The 17,063-nt window shown below is 59.1% G+C and carries 20 protein-coding genes; 8 read left to right on the forward strand and 12 right to left on the reverse strand.

Features of this window, described 5'->3' with window-relative positions:
* Positions 1–132: 132 nt before the first annotated feature.
* The 3 genes from AB1E33_RS09110 to deoD all read left to right on the forward strand — a co-directional run bounded on the left by AB1E33_RS09110 (position 133) and on the right by deoD (position 3,245).
* Complete coding sequence (locus AB1E33_RS09110; protein ID WP_372576947.1) at positions 133–2,097, forward strand: methylmalonyl-CoA mutase family protein; 1,965 nt, start codon at positions 133–135, stop codon at positions 2,095–2,097.
* A gap of 105 nt (positions 2,098–2,202) precedes the next feature.
* Entirely contained in the window at positions 2,203–2,520 is a 318-nt protein-coding gene (locus AB1E33_RS09115) for an H-NS histone family protein (RefSeq protein ID WP_372576948.1), read from the forward strand.
* 17 nt (positions 2,521–2,537) lie between these two features.
* Positions 2,538–3,245: a purine-nucleoside phosphorylase gene (gene deoD, locus AB1E33_RS09120; protein WP_372576949.1), complete on the forward strand. Its 708-nt coding sequence runs from the start codon at positions 2,538–2,540 to the stop codon at positions 3,243–3,245.
* Between the two features lie 18 nt (positions 3,246–3,263).
* On the opposite strand, the gene AB1E33_RS09125 is transcribed toward deoD, so the two are convergent.
* The 11 genes from AB1E33_RS09125 to AB1E33_RS09175 all read right to left on the reverse strand — a co-directional run bounded on the left by AB1E33_RS09125 (position 3,264) and on the right by AB1E33_RS09175 (position 11,741).
* The gene (locus AB1E33_RS09125; protein WP_372576950.1) at positions 3,264–4,121 is read right to left on the reverse strand and encodes an urea carboxylase-associated family protein; all 858 of its coding nucleotides are present in this window, start codon (positions 4,119–4,121) and stop codon (positions 3,264–3,266) included.
* Positions 4,122–4,415: 294 nt separating this feature from the next.
* Entirely contained in the window at positions 4,416–4,562 is a 147-nt protein-coding gene (locus tag AB1E33_RS09130) for a hypothetical protein (RefSeq protein ID WP_372576951.1), read from the reverse strand.
* 182 nt (positions 4,563–4,744) lie between these two features.
* Entirely contained in the window at positions 4,745–5,524 is a 780-nt protein-coding gene (locus AB1E33_RS09135) for a succinate dehydrogenase iron-sulfur subunit (protein ID WP_372576952.1), read from the reverse strand.
* 12 nt (positions 5,525–5,536) lie between these two features.
* Positions 5,537–7,342 carry a succinate dehydrogenase flavoprotein subunit gene (gene sdhA / locus AB1E33_RS09140; protein WP_372576953.1) on the reverse strand — a complete coding sequence of 602 codons (1,806 nt, stop codon included), beginning with the start codon at positions 7,340–7,342 and terminating at the stop codon, positions 5,537–5,539.
* Positions 7,343–7,364: 22 nt separating this feature from the next.
* Positions 7,365–7,736, reverse strand: coding sequence for a succinate dehydrogenase, hydrophobic membrane anchor protein (gene sdhD, locus AB1E33_RS09145; protein ID WP_372576954.1), 372 nt, complete (start codon positions 7,734–7,736; stop codon positions 7,365–7,367).
* Positions 7,737–7,748: 12 nt separating this feature from the next.
* Positions 7,749–8,135 carry a succinate dehydrogenase, cytochrome b556 subunit gene (sdhC, locus tag AB1E33_RS09150; RefSeq protein WP_372576955.1) on the reverse strand — a complete coding sequence of 129 codons (387 nt, stop codon included), beginning with the start codon at positions 8,133–8,135 and terminating at the stop codon, positions 7,749–7,751.
* 210 nt (positions 8,136–8,345) lie between these two features.
* Entirely contained in the window at positions 8,346–9,008 is a 663-nt protein-coding gene (locus tag AB1E33_RS09155) for a DUF1194 domain-containing protein (RefSeq protein WP_372576956.1), read from the reverse strand.
* A 67-nt stretch (positions 9,009–9,075) separates the two neighbouring features.
* Positions 9,076–10,104, reverse strand: coding sequence for a MaoC family dehydratase (locus AB1E33_RS09160; protein WP_372576957.1), 1,029 nt, complete (start codon positions 10,102–10,104; stop codon positions 9,076–9,078).
* Positions 10,104–10,310 carry a DUF1737 domain-containing protein gene (locus AB1E33_RS09165; RefSeq protein ID WP_372576958.1) on the reverse strand — a complete coding sequence of 69 codons (207 nt, stop codon included), beginning with the start codon at positions 10,308–10,310 and terminating at the stop codon, positions 10,104–10,106. Before AB1E33_RS09165 ends, AB1E33_RS09160 begins: the two co-directional genes overlap by 1 nt.
* A gap of 12 nt (positions 10,311–10,322) precedes the next feature.
* Positions 10,323–10,877 carry an NnrU family protein gene (locus AB1E33_RS09170; RefSeq protein ID WP_372576959.1) on the reverse strand — a complete coding sequence of 185 codons (555 nt, stop codon included), beginning with the start codon at positions 10,875–10,877 and terminating at the stop codon, positions 10,323–10,325.
* Positions 10,878–10,880: 3 nt separating this feature from the next.
* Positions 10,881–11,741 carry an HpcH/HpaI aldolase/citrate lyase family protein gene (locus AB1E33_RS09175; protein ID WP_372576960.1) on the reverse strand — a complete coding sequence of 287 codons (861 nt, stop codon included), beginning with the start codon at positions 11,739–11,741 and terminating at the stop codon, positions 10,881–10,883.
* Between the two features lie 178 nt (positions 11,742–11,919).
* On the opposite strand from AB1E33_RS09175, the gene AB1E33_RS09180 reads away from it, so the two are divergent.
* Entirely contained in the window at positions 11,920–12,234 is a 315-nt protein-coding gene (locus AB1E33_RS09180) for a hypothetical protein (protein WP_372576961.1), read from the forward strand.
* 42 nt (positions 12,235–12,276) lie between these two features.
* Here AB1E33_RS09180 and AB1E33_RS09185 read toward each other — a convergent pair whose 3' ends face one another.
* A complete protein-coding gene (locus AB1E33_RS09185) occupies positions 12,277–13,032 on the reverse strand; it encodes a sulfite exporter TauE/SafE family protein (protein ID WP_372576962.1) in 756 nt (251 codons plus the stop codon).
* 161 nt (positions 13,033–13,193) lie between these two features.
* Here AB1E33_RS09185 and mdh point away from each other — a divergent pair, with 161 nt between their 5' ends.
* The 4 genes from mdh to sucD all read left to right on the forward strand — a co-directional run bounded on the left by mdh (position 13,194) and on the right by sucD (position 17,028).
* The gene (mdh, locus tag AB1E33_RS09190) at positions 13,194–14,156 is read left to right on the forward strand and encodes a malate dehydrogenase (RefSeq protein ID WP_372576963.1); all 963 of its coding nucleotides are present in this window, start codon (positions 13,194–13,196) and stop codon (positions 14,154–14,156) included.
* 257 nt (positions 14,157–14,413) lie between these two features.
* Positions 14,414–15,607 (forward strand): ADP-forming succinate--CoA ligase subunit beta, encoded by a 1,194-nt coding sequence (gene sucC / locus AB1E33_RS09195; RefSeq protein WP_372576964.1) that lies wholly within the window; start codon positions 14,414–14,416, stop codon positions 15,605–15,607.
* 3 nt (positions 15,608–15,610) lie between these two features.
* Complete coding sequence (locus AB1E33_RS09200) at positions 15,611–16,144, forward strand: STM3941 family protein (protein ID WP_372576965.1); 534 nt, start codon at positions 15,611–15,613, stop codon at positions 16,142–16,144.
* Between the two features lie 2 nt (positions 16,145–16,146).
* The gene (gene sucD, locus AB1E33_RS09205; RefSeq protein ID WP_372576966.1) at positions 16,147–17,028 is read left to right on the forward strand and encodes a succinate--CoA ligase subunit alpha; all 882 of its coding nucleotides are present in this window, start codon (positions 16,147–16,149) and stop codon (positions 17,026–17,028) included.
* The last annotated feature ends 35 nt before the right edge of the window (positions 17,029–17,063 follow it).

Below are 17,063 nucleotides of genomic sequence, written 5' to 3' on the forward strand. Positions count from 1 at the left end.
AATCGAAACCCACCACAATCTAACGATTTAACCCTTTTGTGCCGCAATGCAGCGAATTGACATTGACCGAAAATTACGATCTACACCAATCTCGTGAAACATTATTGCCCTATCTGATCGCGAGGTCCCAAGATGACGCAGCCGCAGAAAGACCGCCCTTGGCTCATTCGTACCTATGCCGGTCACTCCACCGCCGAAGCCTCGAATGCGCTGTATCGCAGCAATCTGGCCAAGGGTCAGACAGGCCTGTCCGTCGCCTTCGATCTGCCGACCCAGACCGGCTATGACTGCGACCACGTGCTGGCACGCGGCGAGGTTGGCAAGGTTGGCGTTCCCGTCAGCCATTTGGGCGACATGCGCACGCTGTTCGACCAGATCCCGTTGGAACAGATGAACACTTCGATGACAATCAACGCGACGGCGCCTTGGCTGCTGGCGCTTTATGTTGCGGTGGCCGAGGAACAGTGCGCGGATGTCACCAAGCTGCAGGGCACGGTTCAGAACGACCTGATCAAGGAATACCTGAGCCGCGGCACCTATATCTGCCCGCCGAAACCGTCGCTGAAGATGATCGCGGACGTGGCCGAATACTGCTATGAGAACGTGCCAAAATGGAACCCGATGAACGTGTGTTCCTATCACCTGCAGGAGGCGGGAGCGACACCTGAACAAGAGCTGGCCTATGCGCTTGCAACCGCAATCGCTGTTCTGGACGAGCTGCGCCCGCGTGTCCCGGCCGAGGATTTCCCGGCGCTCTGCGGCCGTATCTCGTTTTTTGTGAATGCCGGCATCCGCTTTGTTACCGAAATGTGCAAGATGCGCGCCTTTGTCGATCTTTGGGACGAGATTCTGCTGGAACGTTACGGAGTCGAGGAGTCGAAATTCCGCCGCTTCCGCTATGGCGTGCAGGTCAACTCACTGGGTCTGACCGAGCAGCAGCCGGAGAACAACGTCTACCGCATCCTGATCGAGATGCTGGCCGTGACATTGTCCAAGAAAGCCCGTGCCCGCGCGGTGCAACTGCCCGCCTGGAACGAGGCGCTGGGCTTGCCGCGCCCCTGGGACCAGCAATGGTCGATGCGCATGCAACAAATCCTGGCCTATGAGACTGACCTGCTGGAATTTGGCGATCTGTTCGACGGCAATCCGGCGGTCGATGCCAAGGTCGAAGCACTGAAAGAAGGTGCGCGGGCTGAGTTGGGCAATCTCGACGGGATGGGCGGCGCGGTCGCCTCGATCGAATACATGAAATCCCGTCTGGTCGATGCCAATGCCGAACGTCTGAACCGGATCGAACGGAACGAGACTATTGTGGTCGGCGTGAACAAATGGATCGAGGGCGAACCTTCGCCGCTGGAAACCGAGGATGGCGGCATCATGACCGTCGATCCGGCGGTGGAACAGCTGCAGATCGACCGTCTCGATGACTGGCGCGGCAGTCGCGACGCCAATGCGGTAAAAGAAGCACTCGCAGCTCTGCGCGATACGGCGCGATCAGGCGGCAACATCATGGAGCCCTCTATTCGGGCCGCCAAGGCGGGCGTCACCACCGGTGAATGGGCCGAAGAAATGCGCCAGGCCTTTGGCACCTATCGCGGCCCCACCGGAGTTTCACGCTCGGTGTCGAACAAGACCGAAGGGCTCGAGGATCTGCGTGGCCAGGTTGATGCGGTCAGCGACAAGTTGGGGCGGCGGCTCAAGTTCCTGGTGGGCAAACCCGGTCTGGATGGACATTCCAACGGTGCCGAACAGATCGCCTTCCGCGCCCGCGATTGCGGCATGGACATCTCGTATGACGGCATCCGCATGACGCCCGAAGAAATCGTCACCGCCGCGATCGAGGATGACGCGCATGTCGTTGGTCTGTCGATCCTCTCCGGCAGCCACCTGCCGCTGGTCGAAGAGGTCATGCAGCGAATGCGCAACGAAGGGTTGGGCCACATTCCGGTTGTCGTTGGTGGTATCATTCCCGACGAGGATGCGGAAAAGCTGAAAGCCGCTGGTGTCGCGAAAATCTACACGCCGAAAGACTTCGAATTGAATTCGATTATGTCCGATATTGTCAATTTGGCCGATCCAAATCAAATGGCGGCGTAAAACGCACTCAATACCCTTGAAAAAGGCGCTGAACAGCGTCATTGAATTCTCTAGGGTGACGCGGTAGCGCCACGTTATTTTTGGTGAACTCCAAAGGAGAAAGAAATGGGGATGGATCTGAAAGCGATGTCACGGAAGGAATTGCTGAAATTGCAGTCCGACGTCGAAAAGGCGATTAAAAACGCCGAACAAAAAGAAAGAAAAAACGCATTGGAAGCGGCCGAAAAAGCGGCGGCCGAGTTTGGGTTCTCGCTGTCCGAACTGCAAAGCGAGGCAAAAAAATCCACAAAAGGCACCAAGGCGGCCGCCAAATACCGTAACCCGGCCAATCCGGAACAGACGTGGACCGGGCGCGGGCGCAAGCCGCAATGGATTCACGACGCGCTGACCTCGGGCGCAGATATTTCCGATCTGGAAATTTGATTGAATAAAGTCTCATCATGACAATCCATATTGGCGCCAACCCGGGTGAAATCGCTGAAACCGTTCTATTACCGGGCGATCCCCTGCGGGCGAAATGGGCCGCAGAAACATTTCTGGAAAATGCGCGACAGGTAAATGACGTGCGTGGGATGCTGGGATTTACCGGCGAATGGAACGGCAACCCCGTCACCATTCAGGGCAGCGGCATGGGAATGCCCTCGCTTTCCATATACGTCAATGAACTGATCAGCACCTTCGGGGCCAAGACCCTGATCCGGATCGGGTCCTGCGGCGCGATGCAGCAGGATGTGGGCCTTCGCGATGTGATCCTTGCAATGACGGCGTCGACACTCAGCACCCCGTCACGAGGGATCTTCAAGGAGCTGAACTTTGCTCCCTGCGCGGATTGGGGCCTTCTGAAGGCCGCCGCCAACGCAGCGGAGGCAAAGGGCACCCCCACCCATGTCGGTGGCATCTATTCCGCCGACGTGTTCTATGATGAACGGCCTGACCTGAATGATCAGATGGTGCGTCACGGCATTCTGGGGGTCGAGATGGAAGCGGCCGAGCTCTACAATCTGGCCGCCAGGTACAAATGTCGCGCGCTGGCGGTTCTGACGGTCTCGGATCATCTTCTGACGGGCGAGGCACTGCCCAGCGATCAACGGCAAAGCAGTTTCGGCGACATGGTCGAAATCGCTTTGCACGCCGCTTTTGCCGACTGAACAATGGGTTGGGGCGGTTCAACCGCCCTGACCCCACCCATGCGTCCGATCATAGCCATTAGGGTCAGGCCGCGACCATTCATCCAACGCGCCCTCAGTAGGGGCAAATACCTCGACCAGCAAGGGATGGCACGGTGCCGTATCCGAGGAATGCTCGGCGGAACAATCGCCTCCGGGACACGCGCTGAGCCCACCCAGCAGATCAATCTCGGCAAAGAACTCCAAATAGTCCCCCGGCCGCACCGGCGAGGCTTTCATGAAGTATTGTCCGGTGTCGCGGGTGAACCCGGTGCACATAAAGACATTCAACACATCATGAACATGCGCCTCGGCATTGTCGGGCGAAACGCCCAGATGATCCGCAAGGGCGCGCGTCAGGTTGGAATGACAGCAATGATGGTATTGCGTGCCCGCCAGCAGATTGCCGGTATAAGGATCGCAGCGCGTGCCGATCACGTCATGTACAGACCCGCCAAAGCTGTCGATCCCATACCACTCCAGAGTATCTGACACGATCGTTGCCATGGGTCGCAGATAGGGAAAGCTGCTCCACATGCGTTCGCCCGTGGTCAGATGCGTGCCATGCAGCGCGCGGGTTTTGCCGGAGTAGAAACGTTCGGACAGCTCAGAGGCGTTCCACAAGTTCAAATCGCCTACCTGCGGCCCCTCGACACTGGTAATCCGAAAGAAATGGCCCGCCGGCACTTCGAAGCAGCGCGCGTCGCGTGGCGGAACCAGTGTTTCACCGATCTTCCGCGCACCCTGCCTGACTTGCGCGTAAAGCGTCAAATCCGGTTCTGGCAATGTGTCATTCGGATAGCAGATCACCGGCGCTATGGCGCGTCGCGCGTCGGCATCTTCTGGTGTTTTGGTCATGATGAGCCCTCTCCCATCGGGAAAGGGCCAGAGTGCACTACAAGATGCAAGTGTTATTGCCTGAGGCAGGCTTTGGGTTCGATCAACCCCTTTTGCTCTGCGCCGCATGCGCTGCACCGCCACAGGTCCTCGCTGCGATGCTCACGCCAGCGGCATTCGCGCGTCAGGCTGGTCGTTCTGGACCGCCAGAAGAAATAAGCAAAGACTGCAAGGCCGAGCAATAACAAGAGAACGGGCATCCCCGTTCCCTACCTGTTTGCGCCCTGTGCGACAAGCGCCCTGCCTACGAAGCGTTCAGGCCGCGTTGGCGTATTGGAACAGGTCCGGCTCCTGCTCATCCGATGTCGTCTCGACCGGCGCCGGGCAATAATAAGCCCAGGCGTCCTCGAGATAGTCCAGCGCCGCTTGCGCGGATGTTGTTAGGGTTTCAGAGAGTTTCATGACCCGATCCTTTGGTTCGACACCCTCCCTGCGGTCAAACTATATCCTCAAGCACCCGGATGCATCCCATGTCTGTGCAATCTGGACATGCGCCTGGCGCATCCGCGTCGCAACGCCGCATTCAGAACGAACAAACCTCTGGCGGTGGCGCCAGAGGTTTGTTCAGAGCTGGTTTGCGCCGATCAGACGGTGCGTTCCACCATCATCTTCTTGATCTCTGCGATCGCCTTGGCCGGGTTCAGGCCTTTGGGGCAAGTTTTTGCGCAGTTCATGATGGTATGACAGCGATAAAGCTTGAAGGGGTCTTCCAATTCGTCCAACCGCTCACCAGTGGCTTCATCCCTGCTGTCGATGATCCAGCGATAGGCATGCAGCAGCGCTGCAGGGCCGAGGTAGCGATCGCCATTCCACCAGTAGGACGGGCACGAGGTAGAGCAGGACGCACACATCACGCATTCATAGAGACCATCCAGTTTCTTGCGGTCTTCAATGGATTGCTTCCACTCTTTCGCCGGGCGGTTGGTCTTGGTCTCCAGCCACGGCATGATCGAGGCATGCTGGGCATAGAAATGGGTCAGGTCAGGGATCAGGTCCTTGACCACCGGCAGATGTGGCAGCGGATAGATTTTGACATCGCCCTTGATCTCTTCCATCCCGTAGATACAGGCCAGCGTGTTGATCCCGTCGATATTCATCGCACAGGACCCGCAGATGCCCTCGCGGCAGGACCGGCGAAAGGTCAGCGTCGGGTCGATCTCGTTCTTGATCTTGATGAGCGCATCCAGAACCATCGGGCCGCATTCATCCATATCCAGGAAATAGGTATCGACACGCGGGTTCTGGCCGTCATCGGGGTTCCAGCGATAGATCTGGAACTTGCGGACATTGGTCGCGCCATCAGGCTTGGGCCAGGTTTTGCCTGTTGTGATGCGGCTGTTCTTGGGGAGGGTCAGTTGTACCATGTCATCCTCTCCTTAGAAGGTCCGCGCCTTGGGCGCGATTTTTTCCAGATTGATGCCACCATCGGCCTCAGTGCTAAGCGGGTCGACGATCACCGGGCGATAGCTGAGGTCAACCTTGTTGCCCTCGAACCGTGAGACGGTGTGGACACGCCAGTTCTCGTCATCGCGCGTAGTGAAATCCTCGTGCGCATGGGCGCCACGCGATTCCTTGCGTGCCTCGGCGCCGACGATGGTGGCAAGTGCGTTGGGCATCAGGTTGGTCAGTTCCAGGCTTTCCATCAAGTCGCTGTTCCAGACCAGCGACCGGTCGGTGACCTGAAGGTCATCCATCTTGGCTGCGATCGCGGTCATCTTTTCGACCCCTTCTGCCATCGTCTTGGAGGTGCGGAACACCGCGGCATCCGCCTGCATGGTGCGCTGCATCTCAAGCCTCAGCTCAGCAGTCGGCACCGCACCAGAGGCGTTGCGAACGGCATCAAAGCGGTCAAACGCCTTGTCGACCGAAGCCTGGTTGAGCACTGGGTTAGGTGTTTCGGGATCAACAACCTTGCCAGCGCGGATCGCAGCGGCGCGGCCAAAAACTACCAGGTCGATCAGTGAGTTCGAGCCCAGACGGTTGGCCCCATGGACTGAGGCACACCCCGCCTCACCCACGGCCATCAGGCCCGGCACCAGCGCGGTCGGATCATCCTTGGTCGGGTTCAGAACCTCGCCCCAGTAATTGGTCGGGATACCGCCCATATTATAGTGCACGGTCGGCAGAACCGGGATGGGCTCCTTGGTGACATCGACACCGGCAAAGATCTTGGCGCTCTCGGAAATCCCCGGCAGACGCTCATGCAGTGCCTCGGCGGGCAGGTGACTGAGGTTCAGATGGATGTGATCCCCGTCCTTACCGACGCCGCGTCCCTCGCGGATTTCCATCGTCATCGAGCGCGAGACATAGTCGCGTGGCGCGAGGTCCTTATAATGGGGCGCATAGCGCTCCATGAAGCGTTCGCCCTCGGAATTAGTGAGGTATCCGCCCTCACCCCGCGCGCCTTCGGTGATTAGGCAGCCCGAGCCGTAAATGCCGGTCGGGTGGAATTGCACAAACTCCATGTCCTGCATCGGCAAACCGGCGCGTGCCACCATGCCACCGCCATCACCAGTACAGGTGTGGGCCGATGTCGCGCTGAAATAGGCGCGGCCATAGCCGCCCGTCGCCAGCACCACCATCTTGGCGTTGAAGACATGCATCGTGCCGTCGTCTAGCTTCCAGCAGACGACGCCCTGACATTGCCCGTCCTCGGACATGATCAGGTCGATGGCGAAGTATTCGATGTAGAACTCGGCGTTGTTCTTGAGGCTTTGCCCATAGAGCGTGTGCAGGATCGCGTGCCCGGTCCGGTCAGCGGCGGCGCAGGTGCGCTGCACCGGGGGGCCTTCGCCAAACTCGGTGGTGTGGCCGCCAAAGGGACGCTGATAGATCTTGCCCTCTTCGGTACGGCTGAACGGCACGCCGTAGTGTTCCAGCTCATAGACCGCCTTGGGCGCCTCGCGCGCAAGGTATTCCATCGCGTCAGTGTCACCCAGCCAGTCCGAGCCCTTGACGGTGTCATACATATGCCACTGCCAGTGGTCGGGGCCCATGTTCGACAGCGAGGCGGCGATGCCGCCCTGCGCCGCAACGGTATGCGAACGGGTCGGAAAAACCTTGGTCACGCAAGCAGTGCGCAACCCCTGTTCGGCCATGCCCAGCGTGGCGCGCAGACCCGCACCACCGGCACCGACCACAACGACGTCATATTCATGCTTCTCGTATTCATAAGCAGCCATGTGTTAGAACTCCTAAGGCGCGTCAGAGAGCAATGCGCGCGATGGCGAAAACACCCGCCGCGGCTGCTGCGTAAGAAAGGCAGATGACCAGTATGATCAGGATCTTCTGGGCCAGCCCATGAACGTAGTCCTCGATCAGAACCTGCGCGCCTTCGGCAAAATGTTTGAAGCCCACGATCAAGGTCAGCACGGCTACGATGGCGGGGAACGGCTTGCTGTAATAGGCGATCACCGCGTCATGCGGCTCGCCCAACATCGGACCGAAGGTAAAGATAAACAGCGGAACCAGAAACAGCAGCGCAACCGCACTGACTTTCATGGACCAGAAATGCGCGGTGCCGGCTTTGGCAGAACCAAGGCCATCGGCCCGCTTGCGGTCGGTAAGATAACGCATGAGAGTGTCTCCTTACGCGACGAAGATGAGGGTGATGAGCGTCAGGACAAAAGAGCCGATCACAACGGCCCAGCCCAGCTTTTCCGCAACCGGAATGTCCAGCCCCAACGCGTTGTCCCAGATCAGGTGCCGGATACCGGCCAGCGTGTGATACCAGATCGCCCAGAGCGACAGCGCCATCACCACGTCGCCCAGCAGCGAGGTGATCCACCAATCCGCCCGGGCAAAGGCCTCGGGCGAGGTCGAGGCGGCCAGAAACCACCAGACGATCAGCAGGGCCGCGACGATCAGCGCGTTGCCGGTGATCCGCGTCAGAATCGAGGTTACGGAGGTCAACTGCGGGCGATAGATCGTCAGATGCGGAGAAAGCGGGCGATTGCCCCTGTTAACATCTGCCATGTTGGCTCCTTTCGATTAGCTGCAACGGTTTTAGCGGATTTTATCGTCCTGTCACGTGCTGCGAGCGCAAACTGCCGGTGTTTTTTGTCACATTCACTGCGTTTCCACATTTTGTGATCACGCACCCTTTGGCTGTGATCACACAATACGCGCAAGATCGGCTTCGTCGTCATTCTATACAGACACTATTGAAAGAAAACGAATCTTGTTTCACCGAGCCGCAGCGGTCTGTTCGGTGACCTCGCGCAGTAGTTTCTTTCTTATCCGTTCGGGATAGTCGCGAAATCCGCCTGCTGTGACCACAAATGCGCCATCCCCCATGATCACGTTTTCGAAGAAATACGCCGTCAGATCGGGCTCGCTCTGTTCGATTGCGATGGCATTGACTGTAATGTTGCGGGCGGCGAGGTCGGCGCGCAGGGTGGTCGGCTCGACTCCCTCGTTCGACATGCCGTCACCCGACAGATCGATCAAATGCCGCTTGCAGGCGGCAACTTCGTCGAACCGGACCATGGTGGTGGCCAGCGCCTCGCCGATTGCGGTCGAGAAGTTGCGCCAGACGCGCTTGTCCGCGGCGACCGCATCCGCGAACCGGTCGATCGCGTCGAAACTGTCGATCCCAGTCCAGGGGATAGTGACTTGCTGGCGCGACGAACCGGTCCACTGGACTAGCATGAGCTGCGCTTGCCCGCGCACCAGCGCCTCGGAAATGATTGGGTCGCGCAGCGCATGGGCCAGCCCGTCCATCTGGATACGGTATTCCTGGGAATCGACCGAGCCGGACACATCCACCGCCAGCGCCAGCGCCAGATCACATGCCAGCGCCGGAGATGAGAGGAGTGTTGTCAGTGCGAAGGCGCGCAATCCGAACATGGCTTGAGACTAGCACGAAATTTCGTACGTGTAGTCAAAAGCCTGTCAGGTTGGCGCGCCGCCGCTCTTAAATCGGCATCAGCGCCCAATAGTCCAGATCCAGCAGCACTTCGGGACGATACCGGCCTTCTTCGGTTCTAAGCTGGAACGGCTCGCCGCCCTTGGTTGCGACCAAGCGCAATCGAATCGCGCCGACGCCGGGCACGCTGGTTTCGGCCTTTTCCAACACTTCGGACCACGCCTTGACAGTGTCGCCCGCCATACAGGGATTCGCATGCGCCCCGGCATTCAGGCCAACGATCATCTGCGCATTGGCCAATCCATTGAAGCTGAGCGTGCGCGCTAGTGAAATCACATGCCCGCCATAGATCAACCGCCCCTCGGGCCGCACGGTGACGTCGAAATGCACCTTGGCGGTGTTCTGCCACAGGCGCGTAGCCATCATATGCTCGGCTTCTTCGACGGTCACGCCATCCACATGGTCGATCTTCTCACCGACTTCGTAATCATCCCAGCGATGCGGCTCGCCCGCCAGCGCGAAATCGTAGTTCGAGAAATCCAGCCCCTCGGGCACCACAAGCTGTTCAGCGGGGATGACCTTGGACAGGTCCGGCAGCACGGTCTCGGGCGCGGGCGCGTCCAAGTCCTTTTTGCGCACCATCACCCAGCGACAATATTCCAGCACCACCTCGTCATGCTGGTTAAGACCCTGCGTGCGCACATAGACCACACCGGTCTTGCCGTTCGAGTTCTGTTTCAACCCGATCACCTCGGATTCCGAGCGCAGCGTGTCGCCCGCCCAGACCGGTTTCAGCCAGCGCCCCTCGGCATAGCCCAGATTGGCCACCGCGTTCAGCGAGATATCGGGAACGGTCTTGCCGAATACCACGTGGAACGCCGCCAGATCGTCGATCGGGCTGGCCTGCAGGCCGCAGGCCTGCGCGAAACTGTCCGAGGAATAGAGCGCGTGGCGTGCCGGATAAAGCGCATGATACAGCGCCCGCTCGCCCCCCGACACGGTGCGCGGCACCGCGTGTTTCAATGTCTGCCCGACGCTGTAATCCTCGAAGAAAAAGCCCGAATTGGTCTTGCTCATTACTGTTCACCTAGCTTCATGTCAGGAGCGTAGGCCCCATCAATCTGTTTTGTGACCGCCTGCGCGCAACGCATCTTGCCGGTGGCGTGGTCATAGGCATAAGTCGGGTCACCGTGCAGGTCCCAGCCCTTTGCCAGAGCGGCGCTGACTTTGTGGCAAAAGGCCGAGGTGTCCTCCTCGGTCAGAAGGCGATAGAGCAATGGCATGTCGGACGTCCTTCAGCCTCCAAAAGGCCACGGACCGATCCATCCGTGGATCAACCCGATGATGATGAGCAGCACGACAGAGGCGGCAAAGAACATCCCGTCCTTGCCCAACGTGCCCGGCTCACCCTGTATCCAGCCCGGTTCAGCCCGGTTGATCACAAGTTTTTCGGCAATCGACCAAGCCCAGAGCCCGCCGAACAAAACCATGCCCGCCAGATCGCCATTCACCAGCAGATGCGCAATGGCCCAAAGGCCGAAGCCTGTCAGCATTGGATGGCGCACGCCATTCAGCAGGCGGCCTTTCTGGCCCGCCGGGCTCATCATCCAGATCGAAATCAGCACCAGCAGGTTGTTGACATGTACCAGAAAGCTGGGCGGTGCCCAGACATGGATGAACGGGGTCATGCGGAACCCGATCACCATCAGGATGATCGCCAACAGCAAGCCCAGAGCGACAACGCCCTTCCCCTTGTCCCCAATTGCCTGCCGCTGCTCTGGCATCAGACGTTTGAACAGATGGGCGCCCCACCAGAGCGCCAGACCAAGGACCAAAAGGACAAAACCCATAAGCTAGCTCTCCGCTTGCATGACCTGAATTGCTTCGGCTTTTGCCAGAATTTCACGTGCGGTTGCAACATGCAGGTTCTCGACGATCTTGCCATCGACCACGGCAACACCCTGACCCTGCGCATGAACCTCGTCAAAAGCGGCGATCTGACGGCGGGCCAGATCGATGTCTCCGTCGGAGGGCGCAAACGCTTTATTCGCCACCTCGATTTGCACCGGGTGAATCAGCGTCTTGCCGTCAAAACCCATATCGCGGCCTTGCTGGCATTCGACTGCCAGACCATCAACATCCTTGAACGCATTATAAACCCCGTCGATGATGACCAGCCCCTCAGCCTTGGCCGCCAGCAGGCACAGGCCCAGCGATGTTAGCAGCGGTTCGCGGTCGGGGCGGAAGTTAGTCTGCAACTCTTTGGCCAGATCATTGGTGCCCATCACGAACCCCGCCATCAGCGGGTGCGCCGCAATCTGGGCGGCGTTGAGCATACCACGCGGTGTTTCCATCATTGCCCAGACGGACATGTTGCCGGTGATCGCCGCGACCGCATCCACATCCGCCGCCGATCCGACTTTGGGAACCAGAACCACATCCGCACCCATTTCGCGGACCGCCTCGGCATCGGCCCGGCCCCAGGGCGTGTCTAGCCCGTTGATCCGCACGATCTTGAAACGGTTGCCATACCCACCCTGCGCAAGCGCGGATTTCAGCGTTTCGCGCGCGGCATCCTTTTCGTCGGTCGAGACCGCGTCTTCGAGGTCAAAGATGATGGCATCGACCGGCAGCGTCTTGGCTTTCTCAAGCGCGCGCTCACGCGATGCCGGGATGTACAAAACGGAACGATAGGGTCGCTGGCGCTGATCCATGAGCCTCTCCTGAGCAATATAATTGCGCGGAAAGGTGCATTTTCTGCCGGAAAGTTCAAGAACAATTTCGCCGCAGCGCAGCAAAAGCCCGTTGCATCCGCGTGAAACGTCACGTTAACCCTGTATCAGTGCCCGTCGCGCAGCCTGTTCTCACCGTTTCAGATTAGCGAGGCCACCAATGACACGCGGGTTTATCAAGATGACAATGGGGCTGGGCCTGATGGCGCTGGCCGCACAGCAGCTACAGGCAGAACAAAACAACTGTGCACCGCGCGACGTGGTGCTGGAGCGGCTTTCCGACAAATATGGCGAAAGCCGCCGTGGCATCGGGCTGGTGCAACAGGGATCGGTGATGGAGGTCTTTGCTTCGGACACCACCGGGACGTGGACCATCACGGTCACACTGCCGAACGGGATGACCTGCCTTGTTGCCTCGGGCCAGTCCTATGAAACACTGGCCGAGGCCGCGCCGGCCCAGGGCAAGGATGCCTGATGCAGACGCGCCGCGCAGCTTTTCAGCTGCCGCGTACAGGGGTCAGGTCAGCGCATCCCAGATCAGTTTGCAACCTGTGATCATCAGCAACAGATAGGCGAGCGAAAAGAACAGCCGCTCTGGCACCATCCAATGCGCACGCACACCCAGCCAGGCCCCCAGCAATGCAAAAGGGGCCAGCAGCAGATCGGCCCAAATCGTTTCCAGTGTAAACAGCCCCAGATAAGCGTAGGGTATCGCCTTGGCAAAGTTGATCACCCAGAACACAAGCACGGTGCTGGCCTGATACTCGGTCTTGCCCAGACGCTGGGCCAGCAGATAGACCGCCGCTGGCGGACCGCCCGCATGGCTGACAAAACTGGTGAACCCCGCCACAAGCCCCGCAAAGAGCCCCGCCGGTGCCGTCAGCCCATGTTGGAATCCGCGCACCCAGCCACGGCTCTGCGACAGGTGCCAGATCACGAATCCCACGGAAATACCCCCGATCAGAAGGCGCAGCAGATCGGCATCGGTCGCCTTGTAGAGCCACGCCCCTAACGCGACGCCCGGAAGTCCGCCGAGAATCAGAACCCAGCTATCGCGCATGCTCCAGCGTTTCCAATAGGGTTTCAGCGTCGCAACATCGACCAACATCAGCAGCGGCAACATCAGCGCCAGCGCCTGCCCCGGCTCCAATACAATTGCCAGGATCGACGACGAGGCAAAGGCCACGCCGCCTCCAAAGCCGCCCTTGGAAAAGCCCGCAAAGATCACCGCCGGTATGGCGACTGCAAAAAACCAGGGGTCAAGCTCAGGCATCGCGCCATCCCAAATAGAACTGTCCGGCCCGAGGTTTAGCCCAGCCAAGTGCAGAGCGATAGAGCGCCCCTGCGCCCATGCCGCGTTGCAGAACACTTGCATGCCGCGCCATTAACGACTAGCACAGCCGCGATTTCAATCTCGGAAGCGGAGACATTCCAATGGCCAGACCCAAGATCGCGCTTATCGGCGCAGGTCAGATCGGCGGCACACTTGCCCACCTCGCAGCCCTGAAAGAACTCGGTGACGTTGTTCTTTTCGACATTGCCGAGGGAACCCCCGAAGGCAAAGCGCTGGACATTGCCGAATCCGGTCCCTCCGAAGGGTTCGACGCCGCCCTCAAGGGCACCCAGTCTTATGCCGACATCGCGGGCGCGGATGTTTGCATCGTGACCGCCGGCGTGCCGCGCAAACCAGGGATGAGTCGCGACGACCTGCTGGGCATCAACCTGAAAGTGATGAAATCCGTCGGCGAAGGCATCCGCGACAATGCGCCGAACGCCTTTGTCATCTGCATCACCAACCCGCTGGATGCGATGGTATGGGCCCTGCGCGAATTCTCGGGCTTGCCGCACAACAAGGTTTGCGGAATGGCCGGCGTTCTGGACAGCGCGCGCTTCCGCCACTTCCTGGCCGAAGAGTTCGACGTGTCGATGAAAGACGTCACCGCATTTGTTCTGGGGGGCCATGGCGACACGATGGTGCCGCTGGCGCGCTATTCGACCGTTGCAGGCATCCCGCTGCCCGACCTGGTCAAGATGGGTTGGACCAGCCAGGAAAATCTGGACGCAATCGTGCAGCGCACCCGTGATGGCGGCGCCGAGATCGTTGGCCTGCTGAAAACCGGCTCGGCTTTCTATGCGCCCGCAACCGCCGGAATCGAAATGGCCGAGGCGTATCTGAAAGACCAGAAACGTGTGCTGCCCTGTGCGGCTTATGTGGACGGTGCACTTGGCCTCAAAGGCATGTATGTGGGCGTTCCGACCGTGATCGGCGCAGGTGGGATCGAGCGTGTCATCGACATCAAGATGACCAAGGACGAGCAGGCGATGTTCGACAATTCGGTCAATGCGGTCAAAGGGCTGGTCGAGGCCTGCAAGGGAATCGACTCGTCACTGGCTTAACCGCCCCGATCTATCGCACATAGTGAATGCGCGTCCAAGCGGGCGCGCATTTTTCGTTCCGGCCAGAATCATCCGTTTCAGACGGGTTACAAAACCCTCGGAACACCTGGTGTCGTAAATTTGTGATCACACATTTTTTCGTGTGATCACAAATACCGAAAATCGACTGTTTTTCCACAGTTCCTGCAAAAAACCCTTTAAATCCACATATCACACACGCCAGAAAGTCCCAAACGCAGCCACACGGGACAGTTTTCATGAACATCCACGAATATCAGGCGAAAGCGCTTCTGCGCAGCTACGGCGCTCCGGTGTCCGACGGTCAGGTCATCACCCGCGCCGACGAAGCCAAGACCGCCGCCGGAGAGCTTGACGGACCGCTCTGGGTCGTTAAGGCCCAGATCCACGCGGGCGGACGCGGCAAAGGCAGCTTCAAAGAGGCTGACGCCGGTGAAAAAGGCGGTGTGCGCCTGACCAAATCGGTAGAAGAAGCCGCTGACGAAGCCAAGAAGATGCTGGGCCGCACGTTGGTCACCCATCAGTCCGGCCCGGCGGGCAAACAGGTCAACCGCATCTATATCGAGGCCGGGTCCGGCATCGAGACCGAGCTTTACCTCGCCCTGCTGGTGGATCGCCAGACCAGCCGCGTCTCGTTCGTCTGTTCGACCGAGGGCGGCATGGACATTGAAGAGGTCGCCGCCTCAACGCCCGAGAAAATCCTGTCCTTCTCGGTTGATCCCGCCACCGGCTATCAACCTTATCACGGCCGCCGCATCGCCTTTTCGCTGGGTCTGACCGGCGCGCAGGTCAAGCAATGCGTCAAACTGATGGGCCAGCTCTATCAAGCCTTCATCGAGAAGGACATGGAGATGCTGGAGATCAACCCGCTGATCGTATCCGACAGCGGCGACCTGAAAGTGCTCGACGCCAAGATCGGCTTTGACGGCAATGCGGTCTACCGCCACCCGGATATCGCCGAGCTGCGCGACACGACCGAAGAAGACCCCAAGGAACTTGAAGCCTCCAAATACGACCTGAACTACATCGCGCTGGATGGTGAGATCGGCTGCATGGTCAATGGCGCGGGTCTGGCGATGGCGACGATGGACATCATCAAGCTCTACGGGGCCGAGCCTGCCAACTTCCTCGACGTGGGCGGTGGCGCCACCAAAGAGAAAGTGACCGAGGCATTCAAGATCATCACCTCGGACCCGCAGGTCAAAGGCATCCTGGTCAACATCTTCGGCGGCATCATGCGCTGTGACGTCATCGCCGAGGGCGTTGTGGCCGCGGTGAAAGAGGTCGGCCTGCAGGTTCCGCTGGTCGTGCGTCTGGAAGGCACGAATGTCGAGAAAGGCAAAGAGATCATCAACACCTCTGGCCTGGACGTGATCGCGGCGGACAACCTGAAAGATGGTGCCGAAAAAATCGTCAAGGCGGTTAAGGGCTGAGCTTTGTCCAATAGCACAACCAATCAGCATTCTGTGGTGTTTGAGCGTTCAAAAGATGAAACCACACTCGTGCTCGGAGTTTGCGTCTTGTTCTTTGTTGGCGGTATTTGGATGGTTCAAACCTCCGATACATTTCATAACCCAACACGGGCGTACCTTTCTGGTTGGTTTGCTGCATTGGTCTTTGGCTGGATTGGCATCAAGGAAATCATCAATTTGATGAGGTTTCCCAAAATGCTCTGCCGCATCTCGGACACGGGGATCACTGTCTTTCCGAAATCTCTAACCGAGATGCCTTGGAAAGACATAGCCTCAATCTCTTCGAAGACCGTTGGATTGAACAGCTACATTGTTCTCAACTTTTCACCAGAGGCTTCGGCGCGGCGGAACTTTTGGGCGGGGCGAAATCAGCTAAAGTTCAGGGCAACTCTTCTAAAGGCTAACTTCGATCAGGTGTATCGCGCAGTCTTCAACGCGCACTGGGCCTATCAATCGGCGACCAAAGCCACAAATTTGCATAATCAAGGAGACTCCTAAAAATGGCAGTCCTCATCGACGAAAACACCAAAGTCATCTGTCAGGGCCTGACCGGCTCGCAGGGGACATTTCACACCGAACAGGCCATCGCTTATGGCACCAAGATGGTTGGCGGTGTGACGCCGGGCAAAGGCGGGATGACGCATCTTGACCTGCCCGTGTTCAACTCGGTCCACGAGGCCAAGCATGTGACCGAGGCCAATGCCTCGGTGATCTACGTGCCGCCCCCCTTTGCCGCCGACTCGATCCTCGAAGCGATCGACGCACAGATGGAGGTGATCGTCTGCATCACCGAAGGCATCCCGGTTCTGGACATGATGAAGGTCAAGCGCGCGTTGGAAGGCTCCAGCAGCCGTCTGGTCGGGCCCAATTGCCCCGGCGTCATCACGCCCGACGCCTGCAAGATCGGCATCATGCCCGGCCACATCCACAAGCGCGGCTCGGTCGGTGTTGTGTCGCGTTCGGGGACGCTCACCTATGAGGCCGTCAAGCAGACCACCGATGTGGGTCTGGGACAGTCCACCTGCGTCGGCATCGGCGGTGACCCGATCAAAGGCACCGAGCACATCGACGTGCTGGAATGGTTCCTGGGTGATGACGAGACCGAGAGCATCATCATGATCGGTGAAATCGGCGGTTCAGCGGAGGAAGAAGCCGCGCAATTCCTGGCCGATGAAGCCAAGAAGGGCCGCTCCAAACCCACCGCAGGCTTCATCGCCGGCCGCACAGCCCCTCCCGGCCGACGCATGGGCCATGCGGGTGCGATTGTCGCCGGCGGCAAAGGTGGCGCCGAGGACAAGATCGAAGCCATGCGCGCTGCCGGTATCGTCGTGGCCGAAAGCCCGGCGCAGCTGGGTGAGGCCGTGCTGGAAGCGATTGGTTAAGGCCGCTTGGTCACCAATTGGCTGATCTGGGAGGG

This window comes from Ruegeria hyattellae (assembly GCF_041537925.1).
Taxonomy (GTDB): Bacteria; Pseudomonadota; Alphaproteobacteria; order Rhodobacterales; family Rhodobacteraceae; genus Ruegeria_C.

Bases quoted from the DNA above. Each gene is read 5' to 3' on its own strand.
- AB1E33_RS09110 (WP_372576947.1), top strand. From the start codon at position 133: ATGACGCAGCCGCAGAAAGACCGCCCTTGGCTCATTCGTACCTATGCC.
- AB1E33_RS09115 (WP_372576948.1), top strand. From the start codon at position 2,203: ATGGGGATGGATCTGAAAGCGATGTCACGGAAGGAATTGCTGAAATTG.
- deoD (WP_372576949.1), top strand. From the start codon at position 2,538: ATGACAATCCATATTGGCGCCAACCCGGGTGAAATCGCTGAAACCGTT.
- AB1E33_RS09125 (WP_372576950.1), bottom strand. From the start codon at position 4,121: ATGACCAAAACACCAGAAGATGCCGACGCGCGACGCGCCATAGCGCCG.
- AB1E33_RS09130 (WP_372576951.1), bottom strand. From the start codon at position 4,562: ATGAAACTCTCTGAAACCCTAACAACATCCGCGCAAGCGGCGCTGGAC.
- AB1E33_RS09135 (WP_372576952.1), bottom strand. From the start codon at position 5,524: ATGGTACAACTGACCCTCCCCAAGAACAGCCGCATCACAACAGGCAAA.
- sdhA (WP_372576953.1), bottom strand. From the start codon at position 7,342: ATGGCTGCTTATGAATACGAGAAGCATGAATATGACGTCGTTGTGGTC.
- sdhD (WP_372576954.1), bottom strand. From the start codon at position 7,736: ATGCGTTATCTTACCGACCGCAAGCGGGCCGATGGCCTTGGTTCTGCC.
- sdhC (WP_372576955.1), bottom strand. From the start codon at position 8,135: ATGGCAGATGTTAACAGGGGCAATCGCCCGCTTTCTCCGCATCTGACG.
- AB1E33_RS09155 (WP_372576956.1), bottom strand. From the start codon at position 9,008: ATGTTCGGATTGCGCGCCTTCGCACTGACAACACTCCTCTCATCTCCG.
- AB1E33_RS09160 (WP_372576957.1), bottom strand. From the start codon at position 10,104: ATGAGCAAGACCAATTCGGGCTTTTTCTTCGAGGATTACAGCGTCGGG.
- AB1E33_RS09165 (WP_372576958.1), bottom strand. From the start codon at position 10,310: ATGCCATTGCTCTATCGCCTTCTGACCGAGGAGGACACCTCGGCCTTT.
- AB1E33_RS09170 (WP_372576959.1), bottom strand. From the start codon at position 10,877: ATGGGTTTTGTCCTTTTGGTCCTTGGTCTGGCGCTCTGGTGGGGCGCC.
- AB1E33_RS09175 (WP_372576960.1), bottom strand. From the start codon at position 11,741: ATGGATCAGCGCCAGCGACCCTATCGTTCCGTTTTGTACATCCCGGCA.
- AB1E33_RS09180 (WP_372576961.1), top strand. From the start codon at position 11,920: ATGACACGCGGGTTTATCAAGATGACAATGGGGCTGGGCCTGATGGCG.
- AB1E33_RS09185 (WP_372576962.1), bottom strand. From the start codon at position 13,032: ATGCCTGAGCTTGACCCCTGGTTTTTTGCAGTCGCCATACCGGCGGTG.
- mdh (WP_372576963.1), top strand. From the start codon at position 13,194: ATGGCCAGACCCAAGATCGCGCTTATCGGCGCAGGTCAGATCGGCGGC.
- sucC (WP_372576964.1), top strand. From the start codon at position 14,414: ATGAACATCCACGAATATCAGGCGAAAGCGCTTCTGCGCAGCTACGGC.
- sucD (WP_372576966.1), top strand. From the start codon at position 16,147: ATGGCAGTCCTCATCGACGAAAACACCAAAGTCATCTGTCAGGGCCTG.